A 20,176-nucleotide genomic window follows, 5' to 3' on the forward strand; every position below is an offset into this window, starting at 1 on the left:
GATTGTAACTTTCTAACGATTTGCTACGGAGTGCAGCGACATGGCCGAACGGACCTCTGTGTTTCTCGAGGATGGTGGCTCCCGCGTATCGTTGCCGGTGATGGAAGGGTCTGTCGGGCCGAAGGTTGTCGACATCCGCAAGCTCTATGGCGAAACCGGCTATTTCACGTTCGACCCCGGCTTCACCTCGACCGCGAGCTGCGAGTCGAAGATCACCTATATCGACGGTGACGAGGGCGTTCTTCTGTACCGCGGCTATTCGATCGACGAACTGGCCGACAAGAGCGACTTCATGGAGGTCTGCTACCTCCTGCTGAACGGCGAACTGCCCTCGGCCAAGGAGAAGGCGACGTTCAACAAGAACATCACCTACCACACGATGGTGCACGAGCAGCTCTCGATGTTCTTCCGCGGCTTCCGTCGCGACGCCCATCCGATGGCCGTCATCTGCGGCGTGGTCGGCGCGCTCTCGGCCTTCTATCACGACTCGACCGACATCAACGACCCGCACCAGCGCGTGGTCGCCAGCCACCGCCTGATCGCCAAGATGCCGACGATCATCGCCATGGCCTACAAGTACTCGATCGGCCAGCCGTTCATGTATCCGCGGAACGACCTCGATTACTGCGAGAACTTCCTCTACATGACCTTCGGCGTCCCCTGCGAGCCGTTCAAGGTGTCGTCCACGCTGGCCAAGGCGATGGACAAGATCTTCATCCTCCACGCCGACCACGAGCAGAACGCCTCGACCTCGACCGTGCGCCTGGCCGGCTCGTCGGGCGCCAACCCGTTCGCGTGTATCGCGGCAGGTATCGCCTGCCTGTGGGGCCCGGCCCACGGCGGCGCCAACGAGGCAGCCTTGAACATGCTGCAGCAGATCGGCACCGTCGACCGCATTCCCGAATACATCGCCAAGTCCAAGGACAAGAACGATCCGTTCCGCCTGATGGGCTTCGGCCACCGGGTCTACAAGAACTACGACCCGCGCGCCAAGGTGATGCAGGAAACCGCCCGCAACGTCCTCGATGAACTGGGCGTGCACAACGACCCGCTGTTCCAGGTCGCCATGGAACTGGAGAAGATCGCTCTCAACGATCCCTACTTCGTCGAGAAGAAGCTCTACCCCAACGTCGACTTCTATTCGGGCATCATCCTCAAGGCGATGGGCTTCCCCACCACCATGTTCACCCCGCTGTTCGCCCTGGCGCGCACGGTGGGCTGGATCGCCCAGTGGGCGGAGATGATCGCCGATCCCTCGCAGAAGATCGGCCGCCCCCGTCAGCTCTATACCGGCTCGCCACGGCGTGAATACGTGGCGGTCGACAAGCGCGGGTAACGCCATGGAAAAGCCGGTGTCCGGTGGACAGTCACGACGCTCGGGCGTCGGCGGCCGTTCGCCGGGTGCCGGCCTGCTGCCCCGCGGCGCCGTCGACGACTGGATCCGCCTCGAACGCCCGGCGAACGACAATCAGGCACCCTGGGGCCGGCGCCTCGCCCGCTGGCTGCGGATCGCCACCGCCATCGGCGTGGCGGCCTTGATCGTCTACAGCGTCACGCTGTTCTAGGGCGCCGCTCCCGCGCCGGCCTGGCGACAAATGTCAAAACTTTGACCGCGCCGGTCAATCTTATCCCGGCACTTCCCGGCACACTGCTCGCATCGGACAAGCCCCGGGAGGAGCGTCGATGGCGGACACGGTGATGCAGTGGCTGGGAACCTACCTGGCCTCGGACCATGTGGACTGGAAGCAGGTCGTGCTGATCGGCATGACGCCGGTCTTCCTCATGGCCTTCGCCGTCGAGTGGCAGGTCATGCGCGGCCGCGGTCGCCGCGCGCAGTTCCACTGGCAGGATATTTTCGCCAACCTGAACCTGGGCGGCGCCTACCAGCTTTTCGAGATCGCGGCCCATCTGACGGTCACCGCGGCGGCCGTTGGCTGGATCCACCAGCAACGCCTCTTCGACATTCCCGTAACCGCCTGGACCGTCCTGCCGATCATGCTGGGGGTCGAGTTCTGCTACTACTGGTTCCACCGCCTGAGCCACCGGGTGCGCTGGTTCTGGAGCGCCCATGTGGTGCATCACAGCGGCGAACACATGAACATGACCACGGCCATGCGCCAGAGCCTGCTCTATTCGATCACCGGCTGGTGGCTGTTCTTCATGCCGCTGGTGCTGCTGGGCGTTTCGCCGGCCGCGGTGTTCTTCCTCTATGCCGTCAACCTGAGCTACCAGTTCTTCATCCACACGGAGAGCGTGGGCAAGCTGCATCCCGTGCTCGAATACCTGCTCAACACGCCGTCCAACCACCGCGTCCACCATGGCCGCAATGCACAGTACATCGACAAGAACTACGGCGGCATATTGATCGTCTTCGATCGCTGGTTCGGCACCTACGAGGCGGAAGTCGAGGCGCCCGACTACGGCATCGCGACCCGCCAGCCCAAGGGTTACAACCTGCTGGTGCTGAACTTCCACGAGTTCCTGGACATGTGGCGCGATGTGCTGCGTCCCGGCCCGCTGGCCACGCGGCTGAAGCACCTGTGGGCACCACCCGAATGGGAGCGGCCGACGGCAGAGACCCTGGCGGTTATACCCCCGGCGAGCGAGCCGTCGCCAACTGCCGTGTCGCCTTAGGCGTCCGGCCGGTCCAGCGGCGATAGGCCCGGGTGAAGGCGCTCTGCTCGGAATAGCCCAGAAGCTGCGCGATCTCGGCAAGCTGCAGCCTGGGATCGGTCAGGTAGTCATCCGCGAGGCGGCGGCGGGTATCGTCCACCAGTCCGCGGAAGCTGCCGCCGCGCTGCTCCAGCCGGCGGTGCAGGGTGCGGGTCGAACAGTGCAGTTCATTGGCGACCCGCTCCAGGCTCGGCTCGCCCTCGCGGGCCAGCCGGGCGATGCAGCGGCGCACCCCCTGCTCGAAATCGTCAGGCCGCGGCAGCTCGTCCAGCAGGGCATCGGCCTGCCGCTCCAGCACGTCGAGCAGGGCCGGGTCGGGCCCGCGCAGCGGCAGCGCCATGATCTTGGCCGGATAGCGCACCGCGGTTGCCGCCTGGGCGAAGTGCACCGGGCAGCCGAAATACTCGCGGTAGGGCTTGGGGTCTGCCGGCGGGGGATTGACGAAGCGCACCTCGAGCGGATTGGCCCGGCGGTCGGTGATGTCCCGCAACAGTTGGACCAGGGCCGTGATCGCGCACTCGTCCACCAGCGGCCCCGGCCGGCCGGCCTCCACGCCCCATTCCAGCATGACCGTGTCCGCCTCCATGGCGTAATGCATCGGGTTCACGTCGTAGAGCAGGCGCTGGTATTGCTGGAAGCGCAGGAAGGCCGCGGCGACATTGGGGCAGGCCAGCAGCACATAGCCCATGACGCCGAAATAGGCCGGCGTGATCGTCCGCCCCAGGTGGAGGCCCAGCAGCGGGTCGCGCAGATGCGCAGCGGCCCGCTCCAGCATCGCCCGCCACCGGGTCACGGGATGACGGCCCAGCGCCTTGGGCCGCCCCTCGCCGAGGATGGCATGGGCGATATGACCCTGCCGTTCCAGATAGTCGAACAGCAGGCTCACATAGCTGGAGGGCACCACACCGCGCAGGTTCTCGTCCGATGGGCCGATCATGGCGAGAAGTGTCAAAACATTGCCCGGCGCTGTCAATCTTTCCAGGCCGGGCCGGTTTCCTAGGGCTGCGCCGCGACCTTCAGGATCGCCTGGGCCGCCCGGACGGAGGGGCCGGGCCGCCCCGGCCCAGGGCCGCGGTCACCCGGCGCATCGCGTCGATCTGCTCCCGCCCGGCCGCAGGGTCGAGCATGAGCTGCGCCACCGCCTCGGCCAGGGCCTCGGGCTTGCATTTTTCCTGCAGCAGCTCGGGCACGATGGCCCGGTCTTCCATGATGTTGATCAGGTTGGCAAAGCGCACCTTGACCATCAGGCGGAACACCAGCGCACTCAACGGGTTGGCCCGATAGGCGATGACCATCGGCGTCTCGGTGAGGGCCAGTTCGAGCGCGACCGTGCCCGAGGCGGCCAAGGCGGCACGGCCCGCCGCCATCGCCGGCAGCTTGTCGCGCGCGTCTTCCAGCAGGAAGGTCTCGACCGGCCAGGCCGCGGTGGCTTCGCGCACCAGGCGGGCGACGTTGGGCACGGTGGGCACCAGCACGGCAAGGTCCGGCATCGTCCTGGACAGTTTCGCCAGTGCTTCGCCGAAGATGGGGCCCAGGTAGCGCACCTCGCTCGAGCGGCTGCCGGGCAGCACCACCAGGACCGGCCGGCCGTCGGCAATGCCCAGCCGCTGGCACAGGGCCGCGCCGGCGGCCTTCAAGGCGGCAACCTCGGCCGCGCCCTCGACGACGGAGTGGCCGACGAAGGTGGTCTTCAGGCCATGGACCTCGAAATAAGGCGGCTCGAACGGGAAGAGCACCAGCAGGTGGGACAGAAAGCGTGCCACCATCTTGGCCCGCCGGGGCCGCCAGGCCCACACCGTGGGCGCCACGTAGTGGACGTGGGGAATGCCCTGGCCCTTGATCTTCTTGCCCACCCGGAAGGAAAACGCCGGCGCGTCGACCGTCACCACCACGTCGGGCCGGCTGGCGATGATCCGCGCAGCGACCTCGCGCACCCGGCGCAGCACATGGGCCGCCTTGGGCAGCACTTCCATCACCCCCAGCAAGGTCAGCTCGCCCATGGGGAACTCGCTGGCCAAGCCCTCCGCCGTCATCAAGGGACCGCCGACGCCCGAGAAGCGGATGTTGCCCTGCGCCTCGTGCTTGAGCGAGGCCATCAGGCGGGCGCCCAGGGCATCGCCGGAAGGCTCACCCGCGATAATGAAGACATGAACCGGCCGCGGCCCTGGCAGCGTCGCACTCATCGCCTGATCCCAACCACAAACAAGCCCAGCGCATCCGCGCGCGCCACCAGCGCGTCGCGGTCGAGCACCAGCGTGGCGCCCGCGGCGACCGCGATGCCGGCAAGCCCCGCCGCCGCCGCCCCTTCGACCGTCGCGACCCCGATGGTGGGCAGGTCGACACGTTTTTCCTGGTTCGGCTTGGGCAGTTTGACCAGCAGGCCGTCCCGAACGGTCCAACCCGCGCGCAATTCGGCGGCGCGGGCCAGCATGCGGTCGGTGCCTTCGGCGGCCTCGACGGCCACGGCATCGCCGCCCGCCACCACCGCCCCCTGCCCCACGTCGACCGCGCCAAGGGCCCGGACGATGATGATCCCGCGCTCGAGATCGGGCATCAGGGCGGGCGGCAGGTCGTAGCGGCCCAGGGGCCCGGCCGGCATCAGCAGATCATCGAGTATCTGGTCCGCGCCCACGACCTTGAACCCTTCCTCTTCGAAAATGGTGACCAGCGAGCGCAACAGATGATCATCCCCGTGGCGCGCCGCGGCGACGATGCGGGGGATGACCTTGATGCCCTTCCAGTCCAGGCGCAGCGTGGCGAAGTCCGGGCGCCGCACGTTGCCCGCCATCACCACCCCGGTGCAGCCGGCATCGCGCAGCAGGCCCAGGATCTTGCCGACCGAGCCGATCGAGGCCCAGGCATCCGCCACGCCGTCTTCCGGGCGCGGCTCGGCCGAGCCGGTCAGCCCGATGACAAAGGCCGGCCGGCCCTGCCGGCGGCAGGCATCGAGCAATTTGACCGGCAGATCGCCGCCGCCGGCAATGATGCCGAGCTTGGCGCGGATCGCCTGGGGGGCGGTGTCAGGCACCGCCGCGATCGGCGCGCGGCAGCACGAAGGAGCGCGCGGAATCGGCCTGCATGAAGGCGACCACGTCCATCACCACGTCGCTGTCGCCGAATTCCTCGGCGGCATCGGCCAGGCGCTCGGCCAGCGTGCCCTCGTCGGCGAACAGCGAACGATAGGCCTTGCGCAGGCTGTGGATCTGGTCGCGGCTGAAACCGCGCCGCTTCAGGCCGATGATGTTCAGGCCGGCCAGGAAGGCGCGATTGCCCATCACCGAGCCGTAGGGAATGACATCCTGTTCGACGCCCGACATGCCGCCGATCATGGCGTGGGCACCCAGGCGGACATTCTGGTGGATCGCCGACATGCCGCCGACATAGACGAAATCGCCGATGCTGACGTGCCCGCCCAGGGTGCCGTTGTTGGCGATCACCACATTATTGCCGACGTGGCAGTCGTGGCCGATGTGGGTGTTCACCATCAAGAGGCAGTGATTGCCGACCGAGGTCAGGCCACCGCCGCCCACGGTGCCGGGGTGAATGGTCACATGCTCGCGGATCATCGAATGCTCGCCCACCGTGATCCGGGTTTCCTCGCCGATGGGCTTGAGGGTTTGCGGCGGGGCGCCGATCACCGCGAAGGGGTGGACTTCCGTGCCGGCCCCGATCCGGGTGTGGCCGGCCAGGACCACGTGGCTCTTGAGCTTGACGCCGTCGGCCAGCTCGACATCGGGGCCGACAACGGCAAACGGCCCGATCTCGACGTCGTGGCCGAGGGTCGCCTTGGGATCGACGACGGCGCTCGCGTGGATGGTGGACAATCCGGTTCTCCTCAGCGGTCGACGATCATGGCGGTGACGATCGCTTCCGCCACCAGCGCCCCGGCGACCTTGGCTTCGCACTTGAACTTCCAAACGTTGCCGCGATGCCGTTCCTTCGCGACATGGATCATCATTTGATCGCCCGGCAGCACCGGCTTGCGGAAACGGCATTCATCGATCGACATGAAATAGACGAGACGACCCCTGCCCGACGTCGCCGGGCCGAGGCCCTGGATCACGACGATGCCCGAGGTCTGGGCCATGGCCTCGACGATCAGCACGCCGGGCATGACCGGATGGCCCGGGAAATGCCCCTGGAAGAACGGCTCGTTGATCGTGACGTTCTTGATGCCGGTGGCGCTCTCGCCACCTTTGAGCTCGATCACCCGATCGACCAGCAACATCGGATAGCGGTGCGGGATCATCTCCATGATCCGCATTACGTCGACGGCTTCGAGCGTCGCCTTACCGCTCTCTTCGGCCTCAGCCATTATCTTCCCCCTTGCGCCTGGCGAGCTGCGACAAGGTCGCGACCTCGCGGAACCACTTCTTGATCGGCTTGGCCGGCGCCCCGCCGACCGTTTCGCCCGCTGCCACATCACGCATTACGCCGGCGTGGGCGGCGATACGCGCGCCGCTGCCGATGTTCACATGATCGGCAACCCCGACCGCCCCACCGAACGCGACGAAATCCCCAACCTTGCACGAGCCGGAAAGGCCGACCTTGGCCGCCAGGATACAACCGCGCCCCAGGGTGACGTTGTGGCCGATCTGGACGACGTTGTCGATGATCGTGCCGTCGCCGATGCGTGTATCACCATAGACGCCGCGATCGATGCAGCTATTGGCGCCGACCTCGACGTCGTCGCCGATCACCACCCGGCCGATCTGGGGAATGCGCAGGTGCCCGACCGGCGGATTGGGCACGAAGCCGAAACCGTCCTCGCCGATCCGGGCCCCCGCGTGAACAGTGCAGCGGGCGCCGATCAGGGCATAGCGGATCGAGGCCGAAGGACCGACCACGACCTCGTCCCCCAGCACCACATGGTGCCCGATCACCGCATTGGCTTCGACCACGCAGCCGCGGCCCAGGCGGGCCTCCGCCCCGATCACCGCGCCGGGGCCGATCTCGCAACCATCGCCGAGGCTTGCCGTGGCGTCGACGACCGCCGTGGCGGCGATACCCGGGGTCGCGCAACGCCGGGGGTGAAACGCCTGGGCCACCCGGGCATAGGCGATTGCCGGGCGATCGGCCAGCACCAGGGCGATCGCCCGCGGCGCCCTGTCCGCAAACCGCTTGGGGATGATGCAGGCCCGCGCCTTGGTCTGGGTCAAGGCGTCGAAATACTTCGGCGACTCGACATAGGTGATATGGCCGGCATCCGCCCATTCGAGCGGGGCCGCGCCCACGACACTGATATCGGCGTCAGCGCCATCGGCCAGATCGGTGCCGGTCAGCGCACACAGCTCGCTTAAGCGGAAAGGCCCCTTGCGACGAAAAAACGAGGCTGGGCCACGATCATTGCACAGGCGGCACGTCGACCTTGATCGAGGGCAGCTTGGCATCCAACTGGGCCAGCACTTCGTTCGTGATCTCGAGCCGCGGATCGAAATAGAGCACCTCGCTGGTGCCGAGCAGGACATTGGCGCCGCGCGACGTCATCAACTCGCTGAAGATCGGCACCAGGGCCTCGCGCACCTTCGCCCCGGCGCTGTCCAGGGCCTCGGTCAAGGCCTTGTTGCTGGCCTGGGCCTTGCGCTGGGCGGCGGCGACCTTGTCCTCGAACGCCTTCTGGCGCTTTTCGCGCTCAGCCGGCGAAAGCTTTTCCCAGGCGGCGCGCAGCTTGGTCTGCTCGGCCTGCAGCGCCTGCTGCTCCTTGGCGATCTCTTTCTCGAACTTGTCGCGGACGACCTGAAGCTGCCGCCCGACATCGCGCGACGCCTTGGAATCCGTCTGCAGCCGCTGATAGTCGACAATCAGCGGGACCGCCTCGGGAAAGGTCTCGGCCAGGGCCGGCGAGGCCGGACCGGCGAGAACGCCGGTGGACAGAACGGCGCCGAACAGCGCGGCCTTGATGCGATTCATGGTCATCAGAACTTGGTCCCGAAGCTGAAGCGGAAGTTCTGACTTTCGTCATACTTTTCCTTGACGATTGGCATCGCGAGGTCGACGCGGATCGGCCCGAACGGCGAGTCCCAGGAGATGCCGACACCCGCCGAGGCGCGCAACGATTTGTCGTTCAACAGAGCGACACCAGTGGGCACTTCCTCCTTGTCAATGCCGTAAAGCGTACCGAAATCGCTAAAGACGCTGGCGCGAATACCGTACTCCTCCGGCAGGCCCAGCGGGAAGCTCAGTTCGACGCTGCCAATGGCATAGATATTGCCGCCCAGAGCGTCGCGGGTAATACCGTCGCGCGGGCCAATGCCGGAATCCTTGAAGCCGCGGAAGTTCTGGCCGCCGACATCGAAGCGGTCGTTCAGCCGAACGTTGTCGTTTTCGATGCCGGCGATATAACCAGCCTCGCCCGAGAGCGAGAAAACGATTTCGTCGGTGACCGGGTAGTAGTAGTTGGCGCCGGCGGTGGAGCGAACATACGAAACGTCGCCGCCCAGGCCCGCGAAGTCCTGCCCAAAGAACAGATAGTAGCCGTCGGTCGGACGAGACGGGCGGTCACGGCGATCGTAGGCCAAGACATAGCCGACCAGCGACGTCACGAGAGCGCCTTCCTCTGCCGTCTCCTTGACAACGCTGGACGCCAGCGCGTCGACATTGCTGATTTCGTCCTGCCGCAGGGTATAGCGCGTGGTCATGCGCAGGAATTCGGAGATCTGGAAGCCCGCCCGCAAGGACCCGCCGATACGCCGCAGGTCATAGCCCGCTTCGTCCTGGTAGTCGCGGTCGATATTGAACAGGTCGATACCGGCGGCGACGTTGCGGCCCAGGAAATAGGGTTCGGTGAAGCCGAAGTCGACCTGCGTGCGCTTCTGCGACAGGCTGCCGGCCAGGCGAATGTCCTGGCCCCGACCGAGCAGGTTACGCTCGCGAATGCTGACTTCGCCGATCACGCCTTCCGAGGTCGAGTAGCCGGCGCCGAGCTGCAGCTCGCCCGTGGACTTTTCCTGCACGTCGACGTTCATCACGGTGCGGTCGGGCGACGAGCCCGGCACCTGGGTGATGTCGACCTTCTCGAAGAAGCCGAGCGCGGTCAGGCGCTGCTTCGAGCGTTCCTTCTTCGCCGTGTTGAAGGCATCGCCCTCCGACAGGCGGAACTCGCGCCGGATCACCTCGTCCAGGGTGCGGACGTTGCCGGTGATGTTGATGCGCTCGACATAGACGCGCGGCGCTTCGTTGATCTGGAAGGTGATCGAAACCGTGTGCGTCTCGCGGTCACGCTTCAGCACCGGCCGGATGTCGACGAAGGCATAGCCCAGGTTGCCGGCGGCGTCGGTCAGCCGGTCGATCGTCTTTTCGATCAATTCGGCGTTGTAGGTCTCGCCCTCGGTGGTCAGCAGCTTGTCGCGCAACTCGTCCGGCACCAGGTCGCGGATGCGGCTCTCGATGTCGATCTTGCCGAACTGGTAGATCTCGCCCTCGTCGACCGTGAAGGTGATGAAGAAGGCATCGCGCTCGGCCGTCAGGTCGGCGACGGACGAGAGCACGCGGAAATCGGCATAGCCGTTGGTCAGGTAGTGCTTGCGCAGCAGCTCCCGGTCATAGGTCATGCGGTCCGGGTCGTAATTGTCCTCGGACGTGAAGAAGCGGTACCAGCGGGATTCCCGCGTCGCCACGACCTCGCGCAAATCGCCGTCGCTGAACGCCTTGTTGCCGATGAAGCTGATCCGCTCCACCCGGTCGAGGGGCCTTCGTTGATTTCGAAGACGAGATCGACGCGGTTCTGCGGCAGTTGAATGATCTTGGGCTCGATCGTGGCGGCGAAACGGCCGGCCCGGCGATAGAGTTCCAGCATGCGCTGGACGTCGGACTGGACCTTGGAACGGGTGAAGATCGCGCGCGGCTTGACCTGCAATTCCTTGGTCAACTGGTCTTCGGAGAGCTTGCTGTTCCCCTCGAGCACGACGCGGTTGATGATCGGGTTTTCCACCACCGAGACGATCAGGTCGTTGCCCTCGGCCCTGATCTGCACGTCGCCGAACAGGCCGGTGCCATAGAGCGCCTTCAGCGACTGGTCGATCTTGACCGGATCGAACCGCTCGCCCGCGCGGATGGTCATGTAGGAGACAACGGTTTCCGGCTCGACGCGCTGATTGCCTTCAACGCGGATGGCGGATACCACCGGCCCCGATAGCTCGGCGCCTGTTTCCGTCTGCTGTGCCTGCGCCAACGGCGCCGCTACCAGTCCAACCGCCAGCGATGCCGGCCCAACAAACCGACGCGCAACGCGCAACATTGAGGACACGCCGCAACTCCCTCTGTCGTCGCCGATCAAGTGAAAAGCTGGCTGATGAATTGAACGACCCGGAGCTGAACGAGATCGTTCCAGGTCGCAAACACCATCAAACTCAGCACCATCGCAAGACCGATACGGAATCCGAACTCCTGAATCCGTTCCCCGAGCGGCCGACCGCGAATGGCCTCAAACGCATAGAACAACAAGTGCCCGCCGTCCAGCATGGGGACCGGCAACAGGTTGAACAAGCCCAGGTTTACGGAAAGTGCGGCGACGAGCCAGATAAAATCGGCAAGACTCTGCCGTGCCACGCGCCCCGACATGTCGGCGATTCGCAGGGGACCGCCCAATTCCTCGGTCCCGCGGGTGCCTGCGACCATCTGGCCGACGGCGGTGGCGGTCACGTCCACCACCGTGCCCACTTCGCGGACGGCGTAGCGGATCGATTCAAAAAACCCTCGTTCCTTGAACTCGGTACGGGTCGAGACGACCCCCAGAATGCCGATCTTCTGCTTTCCGCCCTGGCCGTTGTCGACCTCGGTGATGGTGGGGGTGATGGTGAGTTCCAGGCGCTGCCCGGCCCGATCGAGCGTCACCTCGACCGGCGTCCCCTGATTGAGGCGCATCTTCAGCGCCAGGTCCTCGAAGGATTCGATCGACCGGCCGTCTATGGCAAGGAAGCGGTCGCCGGCGTGAACGCCCGCCGCCTCGGCCGCACTTCCCGGCTGAATGCGATCGGCCACCGGGGCGGTAAAGCGCTGCCCCAGCGTGACGAAAATCGCAAAGAACAGGACCACGGCCAGCACGAAATTGGCCAGGGGGCCGGCGGCCGCGATCATGGCGCGGCGGCCCACGCTCTGCCCCTGGTAGGTCACGCGCCGCTCGGCCGGCGAAAGTTCGCTGGCATCGACCTGCCGCGCGGAGGCGGCGTCGGCATCGCCGAAGAACCGCACATAGCCGCCCAGCGGCAAGGCGGAAATACGCCAGCGGGTGCCGTGGCGATCGTTCCAGCCGATCAGTTCCCGGCCGAAACCGATGGAAAACACCTCGACGCGCACGCCGCAGCGGCGGGCAACCCAGAAGTGGCCGTATTCATGGACCGAAACGAGGGCCGAGATCGCCACGATGAAGAAGAAGATCGTGTGCAGCGATGTCCCGATGCCGGAGAAGAATTCGCCCAACGAAGATTACCTTTCCTGCGCACGCCGCCGGCGCGCCCCCCGTTTTTATCGACCGCCGCCATGCGTTTGCGCACGCCGCCGGCCGTTCACCCTATCGCCGATACGCCGGCAACCGCCGTGTCCGCCCGGCGCCTGGCCAGGCCATCGGCCGCCAGAATCTCGTCGAGGCTATCGGCGCCGATCTCGCCCGAGCAGTCGTCGAGCACCTGTTCGACGACGCGGGCGACATCAAGGAAGCCGATCCGCCCGTCCAGAAATGCGGCGACGGCAATCTCGTTTGCAGCATTCAGGATAGTAGGGGCGGCCCCCCGCATTGCAAGGCGTGGCGGGCGATCCGAAGTGCTGGAAAGCGTTGCGGATCAGGCGGTTCGAAGGTCAGGCGCGAAATTGCGGCAAGGTCGAGGCGGGTCACCGGCGTCGCCATGCGATCGGGCCAGGCCAGGGCATAGGCGATGGGCACGCGCATGTCGGGGCTGCCCAACTGCGCCAGCACCGAGCCGTCGACATATTCGACCAGGCTGTGGATCACCGACTGGGGATGCACCAGGATATCGATCTGTTCGCCCGGCATGGCGAACAGATGGTGCGCCTCGATCAATTCCAGGCCCTTGTTCATCATGGTCGCCGAGTCGACCGAGATCTTGGCGCCCATGGTCCAGTTGGGATGGGCGACCGCCTCCGCGGGCGTTGCCTGGGCCATGGCTTCGCGGTCGGCCGAGCGGAACGGGCCGCCCGAGGCGGTCAGGATCAGGCGGCTGATCTTGTCGCGCCGGGCCTCGTCGAAGACCTGGAAGATCGCATTGTGCTCGGAGTCGACCGGCAGCAGGGTGGCGCCGTGCCGGGCCACCGCGGCCATGACGATATGGCCGGCGCAGACCAGGCTTTCCTTGTTGGCCAGGGCCACGATGGCGCCCCGGCGCACCGCCGCCAGGGTGGACGCCAAGCCCGCTGCACCGACGATCGCCGCCATGACCATGTCGCTGGGATAATCGGCCGCCTCGATCACGGCCCCCGCCCCGGCCCCGACCTTGATATTGGTCCCGGCCAGCGCCTCGCGCAGGGGGGCCAGGGCGGACTCGTCGGCGCTGACCACGAATTCGGGCAGGAAGCGGCGGGCCTGCTCAATCAACAGGTCGAGCCGGCGGTGGGCGACCAGGGCCACCACCTCGAACTGGTCGGGGTTGCGCGCGATCAGGTCGAGCGTGCTGGTGCCGACCGAGCCGGTCGAGCCCAAGACCGAGAGCCGTCGTTTCTGCATCACAGGGCACCCAGCAGCACCGCGGCGGCCGCCACCGGCGCCGCGAACAACAGGCCGTCCAGGCGGTCCAGGAAACCGCCGTGACCGGGGATCAGGTTGCTCGAATCCTTGACGCCGAAATGGCGCTTTACCGCGCTTTCGCTCAGGTCGCCGACCTGACTCCACGCCCCGATCATGCCACTGATGGCGCCAAACACCACGGGCCGCGGCAATTCGACCGCCCAGGCCGTTAGGCCGCCCGCCACCGTCGCCGCGACAACCCCGCCGATCAGGCCCGCCCAGGTCTTCTTGGGGCTGATCCGGGGCGCCAGCTTGGGGCCGCCGATCGAGCGGCCGGCGACATAGGCGCCGGTATCGGTCGCCCAGATCGAGGCCAGCAGCCAGTAGACCAGCGCGGTACCGGTCGCGGCGTCGTAGCGCAGCCACAGCATGGCGAGACAGGGCAGGCCGATGTAGGGCACGGCCAGCGTCGGCCATAGCCGTTCCTGCTTGCGCAGCACGGCGGCGACAAAGCCGGCCAGCGCACCCGAAGCGATCAGGGCCAGGCCGAACCGGTATTCCCCATAGGCCCCGGCCAGAAGAACCACCACGATGACCGGGGCATGGATCGAAAACGTCGGCCCCAGGCCGAAACCGTCGACGATGCGGTTCCACTCGTAGATCATCAGCAGGGCGACGACCATCACCAGCGCGGTGAACCACGGCTCGCCGAAATGCACGCAGACAAGGCCGACCACCGCCAACACCACGCCGGACAGAATGCGGATGCGCAGGTCGCTGCCTTTGCGCGGCTTGGTCTCGATGATCGGCTCTCCCCCATGTGATCCGTAGCTACTCTTTGCGCGCCCCGAAGCGGCGATCGCGGGCCTGGAATTCGCGAATCGCCGACATCAGCTCGTCGCGGCCGAAATCCGGCCACAGCGTGTCCACGAAGACGAATTCGGCATAGGCCGCCTGCCACAGCAGGAAGTTCGACAGCCGCTTTTCCCCCGAAGTGCGGATGACGAGGTCGGGATCTGGAATGCCCGCGGTCTCCAGGCGGCTGGCAAACAGGTTGCAGTCGATGGTCGCCGGGTCGAGCTGGCCGGCCGCCGCTTCCTGCGCCAGCCGGCGGGCCGCGTTGACGATTTCGTCCTGGCCGCCATAGGAGATGGCCAAGGTTACGGTCAGGCGCTGGTTGGCCCGCGTCTGGGTCTCGGCCTGTTCGATCAGGCCCATGAGGTCGGCGGGCAGCCGCTGGCGATCGCCGATCACCTTCAGCCGCACGCCATTGGCATGCAGCTCGGCCAGGTCGCGGCGCAGGTACAGGCGCAACAGCCCCATGAGGTCGCCGACCTCGTCCATCGGGCGCTTCCAGTTCTCCGACGAGAAGGCATAGAGCGTCAGATATTCGATGCCGAAATCCGCCGCCGCCTCGACCACCCGCCTGACCGCGTCCGAGCCGCGCTGATGGCCGATGATGCGCGGCAACAGGCGCGCCTTGGCCCAGCGCCCGTTGCCATCCATGATGACGGCAACGTGGCGGGGCACTTGGGCGCCTACTATTTCAACGGCCGGCTTCATGGCTCTCACACGGGGCTGGAAGGCTGCGACATCAGACGTGCAGGATTTCCCTTTCCTTGGAGCCAAGGAGCTGGTCGATCTCGCCGATCGTCTTGTCCGTCATAGACTGGACCTCGTCGGCGTAGATCTTATGGTCGTCCTCTGAAATTTTGCCGTCTTTTTCGAGCTTTTTGAGCTGGTCCATGCCATCGCGGCGCACATTGCGCACGGCGACCCGGGCCTGCTCGGTGTATTTCGAGGCCAGCTTGACCATTTCCTGGCGGCGTTCCTGGTTCAGCTCGGGGATCGGAATGCGGATCAGCGTGCCGTCGACCACGGGGTTCACCCCCAGCCCAGCGTTGCGGATGGCCTTGTCGACGAGGCCGACCATGCTCTTGTCCCAGACCGAGACCGACAGCATCCGCGGCTCGGGGATCGAGACCGAACCCAACTGGTTGATCGGCATCTGCGCGCCATAGGCCTCGACCACGATCGGGTCGAGCAAGGTGGGCGAGGCGCGGCCGGTGCGCAGGCCGGCGAATTCATGCTTCAGGCTTTCGACGGCACCGCGCATGCGGCGTTCGATGGTATCGAGATCCGGCTCGTCGGACACGGGTACTACTCCCTTTCCCTGATGATCGTGGACTTGGCCTCGCCCCGCAGGACCGAGACGACGGGTTCGCTGAGCGAGAACACCAGGATCGGAATACGATTCTCGCGCGCCAGCGCGATCGCCGAAGCATCCATGACCTTCAGGTCCAGGCTCAAGACATCGTGATAGGTCAGCTCGTCGAAGCGCACCGCCTTGGGGTCGCGCTTGGGATCGGCCGAATAGACGCCGTCGACCTGGGTGCCCTTCAGCATGGCGTCGCAGCCCATCTCGGCGGCGCGCAGGGTCGCAGCGGTGTCGGTGGTGAAGAACGGGTTGCCGGTGCCGGCAGCGAAGATCACCACCCGCCCCTTTTCCATGTGGCGGATGGCCCGGCGGCGGATATAGGGCTCGGCCACCGAGGTCATGGGAATGGCCGAGATCACGCGCGTCTGCAGCCCCATGCGCTCCAGCGAATTCTGCAGGGCGAGGCCGTTCATCACCGTGGCCAGCATGCCCATATAGTCGGCCGTCGCCCGTTCCATGCCGCGCGCCGCCACCGACAGGCCGCGGAAGATGTTGCCGCCGCCGATGACCAGGCAGACCTCGATGCCCAGGTCGTAGACCCCCTTGATGTCGGCCGCGATGCGGTCGACGGTGGGCATGTCCAGCCCATAGGCCTGCGAGCCCATCAAGGCCTCGCCCGAGACCTTGAGCAGGATGCGGCGGAATTTCGGCAAGGTCGTCGGCATGGCGTCGGGCTTCCGGGCACGGCGTTTCCGGCCCGGGCCGGGCGGCTGGGCTGGTCACGGGGTATAGCATCTGGTCGGCTGACGGCCAACCGGGCAGCGTGAGGCATGAAAAAGGCCCGGCGCCTTGCAGCGCCGGGCCTTGATCGTCGCGGGATCAGCGGCCCGCCTGGGCGGCAACCTCGGCAGCGAAATCGCTCTGCTGCTTCTCGATGCCTTCGCCCAGTGCATAGCGCACGAAGCCGGTCACCTTGATGGGGGCGCCAAATTCCTTGGCGGCATTCTCGACCGCCTTGGCAACCTTGGTCTCGCCGTCCATGACGAAGACCTGCTCCAGGAGCACGACTTCCTCGTAGTACTTGCGGATGCGGCCGTCGATCATCTTCTCGATGATGTTCTCGGGCTTGCCCGAGGCGCGGGCCTGCTCGCTCAGCACGTCGCGCTCGCGGGCGACCAGCGCCTGGTCGAGCGAGGCGACATCGAGCGAGGCCGGGTTGGTCGCGGCGATGTGCATGGCGATCTGCTTGCCCAGGCCTTCGAGCTTGTCGGCCGGGGCCGCCGATTCGAGCGCCACGAGCACGCCGATGCGGCCCAGGCCCGGCGCGGTGGCCGAGTGGATGTAGGACGAGACGACGCCCTGCGACACGGCCAGCACTTCGGCGCGGCGAAGCTGCATGTTCTCGCCGATCGTGGCGATCAGGTGGGTCAGCTCTTCGGCAACCGTCTTGGCCGAGCCGGGATAGGCGGCGGCGGCAATGGCGGCAATGTCCGAGCCAGCCTCGATCGCGACCTTGGCGGCGGTCGCCACGAAGGACTGGAACGCCGGGTTGCGGGCGATGAAGTCGGTCTCGGAATTGACCTCGATCACCGCTGCCTTGGTGCCGGCGGCAGCGACACCGACCAGGCCCTCGGCCGCGACGCGGTCGGCCTTCTTGGCGGCCTGGGACAGGCCCTTCTTGCGCAGCCAGTCGATCGCCTGCTCGATGTCGCCACCGTTTTCGGCCAGCGCCTTCTTGCAGTCCATCATGCCGGCGCCGGTCTTGGTGCGCAGGTCTTTCACCAGTGCCGCTGAAATCTCAGCCATCGGATCAACCTTTCGAAATAATCAGTCGTGCTGGAACTACCGGCCGCGGTCAGCGGCCGGTAGGAGGGAGGGCTCAGGCCTGGGCCTGGGTCTCCTCGGCAGCCGCTTCCTCGGCCACGATGGGCGCGTCTTCGGCAATCGCCTCGTCGAGCTCGGCGGTCTCGCCGACATCGACGCCGGCCGCGGTCAGTTCGGCCTGGATGCCGTCGAGAACCGAGCGGGCGACCAGGTCGCAATAGATGCTGACGGCGCGCAGGGCATCGTCATTGCCGGGGATCGGATAGGTGATGCCGACCGGGCTCGAATTGGAGTCGACGATCGCAACCACCGGGATGCCCAGCTTGTTGGCTTCCTGAACGGCGATGTCTTCCTTGTTCGTGTCGATGATGAACAGGATGTCCGGCAGGCCGCCCATTTCCTTGATGCCGCCCAGCGCGCGCTCGAGCTTTTCCTTCTCGCGCTGCAGGTTCAGCTGTTCCTTCTTGGTCAGGCCCAGGGCTTCGCCGCCGAGCTGCTCCTCGAGGGTCTTCAGCCGCTTGATCGAGTTGGAAATGGTCTTCCAGTTGGTCAGCATGCCGCCGAGCCAGCGATGGTTGACGTAGTACTGGCCGCAACGGGCCGCCGCATCGGCGATCGGCTGCGCCGCCTGGCGCTTGGTGCCCACGAAGAGGACACGGCCGCCGCCGGCGGTCACGTCGCGGATCGCCTGCAGGGCGCGGTGCAGCATCGGCACCGTCTGGCCCAGATCGATGATGTGGACGTTGTTGCGCACGCCGAACAGGAACGGCGCCATGCGCGGGTTCCAACGGTGAGTCTGGTGGCCGAAGTGGACGCCGGCTTCCAGGAGCTGGCGCATAGTGAACGAAGGCAGTGCCATGATAGTCTTAACCTTTTCCGGTTTAGCCGCCGTGGGTGTCGTCCGGAAATCCGGACACCGGAGCGACGGCGGAACCAATCCGCAGCCGCAAACCCACGTGAGGAATGGCCGGGCTATTACCCGGATGCGCGCCGAAAGCAAGAATGATCTAGGTGGCGATAAGGGCCTCAGCCCTCGGGCAACCGGGCGAGCATACGGCGGAAGAGGTCCTGTCCGCCGAAGAATCGATACAATGCATACGGCCGTTCATCGCTGAGCACTCGCCATGAGGTCGCCCAGCGTTATCAGAAGCGTCATCGGTTCCAGGGGCGACGGATCGAAACCCAGCGCGATGTAGAAAGCCTTGGCTTCCTCGGAGATCGCATGAACGACGATCCCGCGAATGCCGATCGCGTCGGCCGCATTGATGACTCGCAAAGCGGCGTCGCGAAACAGCGCCCGCCCAAGGCCCTGCCCCCGGCAGGATTGGTCGACCGCCAACCTGGCCAGAAGAACTATGGGAATCGGGTCCGGCATATTGCGCCGGAATCGGCCAGGGGCCGCCGTCACGTTCACCGAACCTGACGCCAAGGCGTAGTAGCCGACAACCCTGCCATCTGCACAAGTGACGTAGGTTCGCGTCGCCCCGCTGGCCTGGTTGGCCAGCGCGCGCCGCTTCAGCCAATCATCAAGCGACGCCACGCCCGAATTGAACCCGGTAACCGCATGGCCGCTGCCAAGAACTTCGGGCGCCGAAAGCGTCAAATCCCGTCCCACGGCGCCGGGGTTTTCATGGTCCGTTCCAGCCGCTCGTTGGGCTGCGGCGGCGCATCGAGCCGCTTCAGGAATTCTGCGTAAGCCTCCGGGCTGGCAGTCAGCGCCGTGCGGTCCAGCAGCGCCTCCTCGGCGGCGCGCCGGGCGGCATCCAGAATGAAATCGGTGCGGGTCCGGCCCTCGGCCTGCGCCGCCCGGTCGATCAGCCCGCGTTCCTCCGGTTTGATGCGGATATTCAGCGTGTCGCGCTTGGCAGGCTTCACAGACATGACGTCCTCCATCAGGCGATTAGCCTAGCATAGCGTAACGTCACCGTCATTACAGCGATGATATTCGCGGCCGGACGCGCCTCGACAGTGGGAGGATGATCCATTTACCATGGCCAAGTGGCCGAGAGCGGATCCTATCCGCCGTCAACGAGGAGGATTTCATGAAACTGGAAGGTGGCTGTTACTGCGGCGCGTTGCGCTATGTGGCCGAGGGCGAGCCGATGATGCAGGCCCAGTGCCATTGCCGCGAATGCCAGTATATCGCGGGCGGCGGGCCGAATTTCTTCATTGCCATGCCGATCAAGGGCTTCTCCTACACCAAGGGGACACCCAAGCAGTTCACCCGCAAGGACCTGGAGCATCCGGTGACCCGGGAGTTCTGCGCCGAATGCGGCACCCATGTGGTGACCCGCCCGCCCGGCTTCCCCGCCTTGATCGTCAAGGTCGGCACGCTGGACGATCCCAGCGCCTTCGCCGGCCCGCAGATGGCGATCTATACGGTCGACAAGCAGCCCTATCATGTGATCCCGGAGGGGATGCTTTCCTTCGAACGGCTGCCGGGTTAGGCGCAGCCCCCAATGAAACGGCGATACCTTGTCGCACCGGCCGCTGGTATCGCCACCTGGGCCCTGGTCGGGTGGCTGTTGGGGCCGCCCGATTGCCAGGACGGCTGGAACTCGCCCTCGATCGGCAGCACCGGTGCCTGTTCCCATCACGGCGGGATCGATCCCACCAATGACATCGCCGCCATCGCCGGCGGTGTCGTGGTGGCCGGCGCCGTGCTGTTCTTCGCCCAGGGCCGGGGCAACCGGGAACCCGGCATCCCGGCCGGCATCCGCGAACCCCTGCCCTGCCCCAAATGCGGCCGGCCGATGGATCTCAAAGCCAACGAACGCGGGCCGGGGTTCTACTGGGGGTGCCCCGATGCGCCGGCGTGCACAGGGACCAGGGACTACGACGCGTAG

General features: G+C 66.1%; 23 protein-coding genes and 1 pseudogene. 5 read left to right on the top strand and 19 right to left on the bottom strand.

Annotated features, from left to right (window positions below; all coding sequences use genetic code 11):
- The first annotated feature begins 40 nt into the window (after nucleotides 1–40).
- The 3 genes from gltA (at nucleotide 41) to D3874_RS10680 (ending at nucleotide 2,634) form a co-directional block, all read left to right on the top strand.
- Nucleotides 41–1,336, top strand: coding sequence for a citrate synthase (gene gltA, locus D3874_RS10670; RefSeq protein ID WP_119778067.1), 1,296 nt, complete (start codon nucleotides 41–43; stop codon nucleotides 1,334–1,336).
- Nucleotides 1,337–1,352: 16 nt separating this feature from the next.
- Nucleotides 1,353–1,565, top strand: a complete 213-nt coding sequence (locus D3874_RS10675; protein WP_147385619.1) for a hypothetical protein — start codon at nucleotides 1,353–1,355, stop codon at nucleotides 1,563–1,565.
- A gap of 118 nt (nucleotides 1,566–1,683) precedes the next feature.
- Nucleotides 1,684–2,634 (top strand): sterol desaturase family protein, encoded by a 951-nt coding sequence (locus D3874_RS10680; protein ID WP_119778069.1) that lies wholly within the window; start codon nucleotides 1,684–1,686, stop codon nucleotides 2,632–2,634.
- Here D3874_RS10680 and D3874_RS10685 read toward each other — a convergent pair.
- The 19 genes and pseudogenes from D3874_RS10685 to D3874_RS10770 form a co-directional block, all read right to left on the bottom strand.
- Nucleotides 2,588–3,610, bottom strand: coding sequence for an AraC family transcriptional regulator (locus D3874_RS10685; RefSeq protein WP_119778070.1), 1,023 nt, complete (start codon nucleotides 3,608–3,610; stop codon nucleotides 2,588–2,590). The genes D3874_RS10680 and D3874_RS10685 overlap by 47 nt on opposite strands.
- 79 nt (nucleotides 3,611–3,689) lie before the next feature.
- Nucleotides 3,690–4,856, bottom strand: a complete 1,167-nt coding sequence (gene lpxB / locus D3874_RS10690; protein WP_119778071.1) for a lipid-A-disaccharide synthase — start codon at nucleotides 4,854–4,856, stop codon at nucleotides 3,690–3,692.
- Nucleotides 4,853–5,701 (bottom strand): LpxI family protein, encoded by an 849-nt coding sequence (locus D3874_RS10695; protein WP_199699018.1) that lies wholly within the window; start codon nucleotides 5,699–5,701, stop codon nucleotides 4,853–4,855. Before D3874_RS10695 ends, lpxB begins: the two co-directional genes overlap by 4 nt.
- A complete protein-coding gene (gene lpxA, locus D3874_RS10700) occupies nucleotides 5,694–6,497 on the bottom strand; it encodes an acyl-ACP--UDP-N-acetylglucosamine O-acyltransferase (RefSeq protein WP_119778072.1) in 804 nt (267 codons plus the stop codon). Before lpxA ends, D3874_RS10695 begins: the two co-directional genes overlap by 8 nt.
- Before the next feature lie 11 nt (nucleotides 6,498–6,508).
- Nucleotides 6,509–6,988: a 3-hydroxyacyl-ACP dehydratase FabZ gene (gene fabZ / locus D3874_RS10705; RefSeq protein WP_119778073.1), complete on the bottom strand. Its 480-nt coding sequence runs from the start codon at nucleotides 6,986–6,988 to the stop codon at nucleotides 6,509–6,511.
- Nucleotides 6,981–8,063 carry a UDP-3-O-(3-hydroxymyristoyl)glucosamine N-acyltransferase gene (lpxD, locus tag D3874_RS10710; RefSeq protein WP_119778074.1) on the bottom strand — a complete coding sequence of 361 codons (1,083 nt, stop codon included), beginning with the start codon at nucleotides 8,061–8,063 and terminating at the stop codon, nucleotides 6,981–6,983. The genes fabZ and lpxD overlap by 8 nt, the downstream gene beginning before the upstream one ends.
- On the bottom strand, nucleotides 8,017–8,589 hold the full coding sequence (locus tag D3874_RS10715; RefSeq protein WP_119778075.1) for an OmpH family outer membrane protein: 573 nt from the start codon (nucleotides 8,587–8,589) through the stop codon (nucleotides 8,017–8,019). Before D3874_RS10715 ends, lpxD begins: the two co-directional genes overlap by 47 nt.
- Nucleotides 8,589–10,301 carry an outer membrane protein assembly factor BamA gene (bamA, locus tag D3874_RS10720; RefSeq protein ID WP_233560192.1) on the bottom strand — a complete coding sequence of 571 codons (1,713 nt, stop codon included), beginning with the start codon at nucleotides 10,299–10,301 and terminating at the stop codon, nucleotides 8,589–8,591. The genes D3874_RS10715 and bamA overlap by 1 nt, the downstream gene beginning before the upstream one ends.
- Complete coding sequence (locus D3874_RS30215) at nucleotides 10,220–10,909, bottom strand: POTRA domain-containing protein (protein WP_233559906.1); 690 nt, start codon at nucleotides 10,907–10,909, stop codon at nucleotides 10,220–10,222. The genes bamA and D3874_RS30215 overlap by 82 nt, the downstream gene beginning before the upstream one ends.
- A 35-nt stretch (nucleotides 10,910–10,944) precedes the next feature.
- Nucleotides 10,945–12,090, bottom strand: coding sequence for an RIP metalloprotease RseP (gene rseP, locus D3874_RS10725; RefSeq protein WP_233559907.1), 1,146 nt, complete (start codon nucleotides 12,088–12,090; stop codon nucleotides 10,945–10,947).
- A gap of 86 nt (nucleotides 12,091–12,176) precedes the next feature.
- Nucleotides 12,177–13,348: pseudogene (locus D3874_RS10730) on the bottom strand (1-deoxy-D-xylulose-5-phosphate reductoisomerase).
- Entirely contained in the window at nucleotides 13,348–14,085 is a 738-nt protein-coding gene (locus D3874_RS10735; protein ID WP_233559908.1) for a phosphatidate cytidylyltransferase, read from the bottom strand. Before D3874_RS10735 ends, D3874_RS10730 begins: the two are co-directional and overlap by 1 nt.
- Nucleotides 14,086–14,179: 94 nt before the next feature.
- On the bottom strand, nucleotides 14,180–14,911 hold the full coding sequence (locus D3874_RS10740; protein WP_119778077.1) for an isoprenyl transferase: 732 nt from the start codon (nucleotides 14,909–14,911) through the stop codon (nucleotides 14,180–14,182).
- 31 nt (nucleotides 14,912–14,942) lie between these two features.
- Nucleotides 14,943–15,464, bottom strand: coding sequence for a ribosome recycling factor (gene frr, locus D3874_RS10745; RefSeq protein WP_199699283.1), 522 nt, complete (start codon nucleotides 15,462–15,464; stop codon nucleotides 14,943–14,945).
- 44 nt (nucleotides 15,465–15,508) lie between these two features.
- Nucleotides 15,509–16,231 (bottom strand): UMP kinase, encoded by a 723-nt coding sequence (gene pyrH / locus D3874_RS10750; RefSeq protein WP_119778079.1) that lies wholly within the window; start codon nucleotides 16,229–16,231, stop codon nucleotides 15,509–15,511.
- Nucleotides 16,232–16,385: 154 nt separating this feature from the next.
- Entirely contained in the window at nucleotides 16,386–17,312 is a 927-nt protein-coding gene (gene tsf / locus D3874_RS10755) for a translation elongation factor Ts (protein ID WP_119778080.1), read from the bottom strand.
- Nucleotides 17,313–17,385: 73 nt separating this feature from the next.
- Nucleotides 17,386–18,189 carry a 30S ribosomal protein S2 gene (gene rpsB, locus D3874_RS10760; RefSeq protein ID WP_119778081.1) on the bottom strand — a complete coding sequence of 268 codons (804 nt, stop codon included), beginning with the start codon at nucleotides 18,187–18,189 and terminating at the stop codon, nucleotides 17,386–17,388.
- Between the two features lie 246 nt (nucleotides 18,190–18,435).
- Nucleotides 18,436–18,933 (bottom strand): GNAT family N-acetyltransferase, encoded by a 498-nt coding sequence (locus D3874_RS10765; RefSeq protein ID WP_119778082.1) that lies wholly within the window; start codon nucleotides 18,931–18,933, stop codon nucleotides 18,436–18,438.
- Complete coding sequence (locus tag D3874_RS10770; protein WP_199699019.1) at nucleotides 18,930–19,223, bottom strand: type II toxin-antitoxin system TacA family antitoxin; 294 nt, start codon at nucleotides 19,221–19,223, stop codon at nucleotides 18,930–18,932. Before D3874_RS10770 ends, D3874_RS10765 begins: the two co-directional genes overlap by 4 nt.
- Before the next feature lie 149 nt (nucleotides 19,224–19,372).
- Between D3874_RS10770 and D3874_RS10775 the strand changes: the two genes are divergently transcribed.
- On the top strand, nucleotides 19,373–19,777 hold the full coding sequence (locus tag D3874_RS10775) for a GFA family protein (protein ID WP_119778083.1): 405 nt from the start codon (nucleotides 19,373–19,375) through the stop codon (nucleotides 19,775–19,777).
- A 12-nt stretch (nucleotides 19,778–19,789) separates the two neighbouring features.
- Entirely contained in the window at nucleotides 19,790–20,176 is a 387-nt protein-coding gene (locus D3874_RS10780; RefSeq protein ID WP_119778084.1) for a hypothetical protein, read from the top strand.

This window comes from Oleomonas cavernae (assembly GCF_003590945.1).
GTDB lineage: Bacteria > Pseudomonadota > Alphaproteobacteria > Zavarziniales > Zavarziniaceae > Zavarzinia > Zavarzinia cavernae.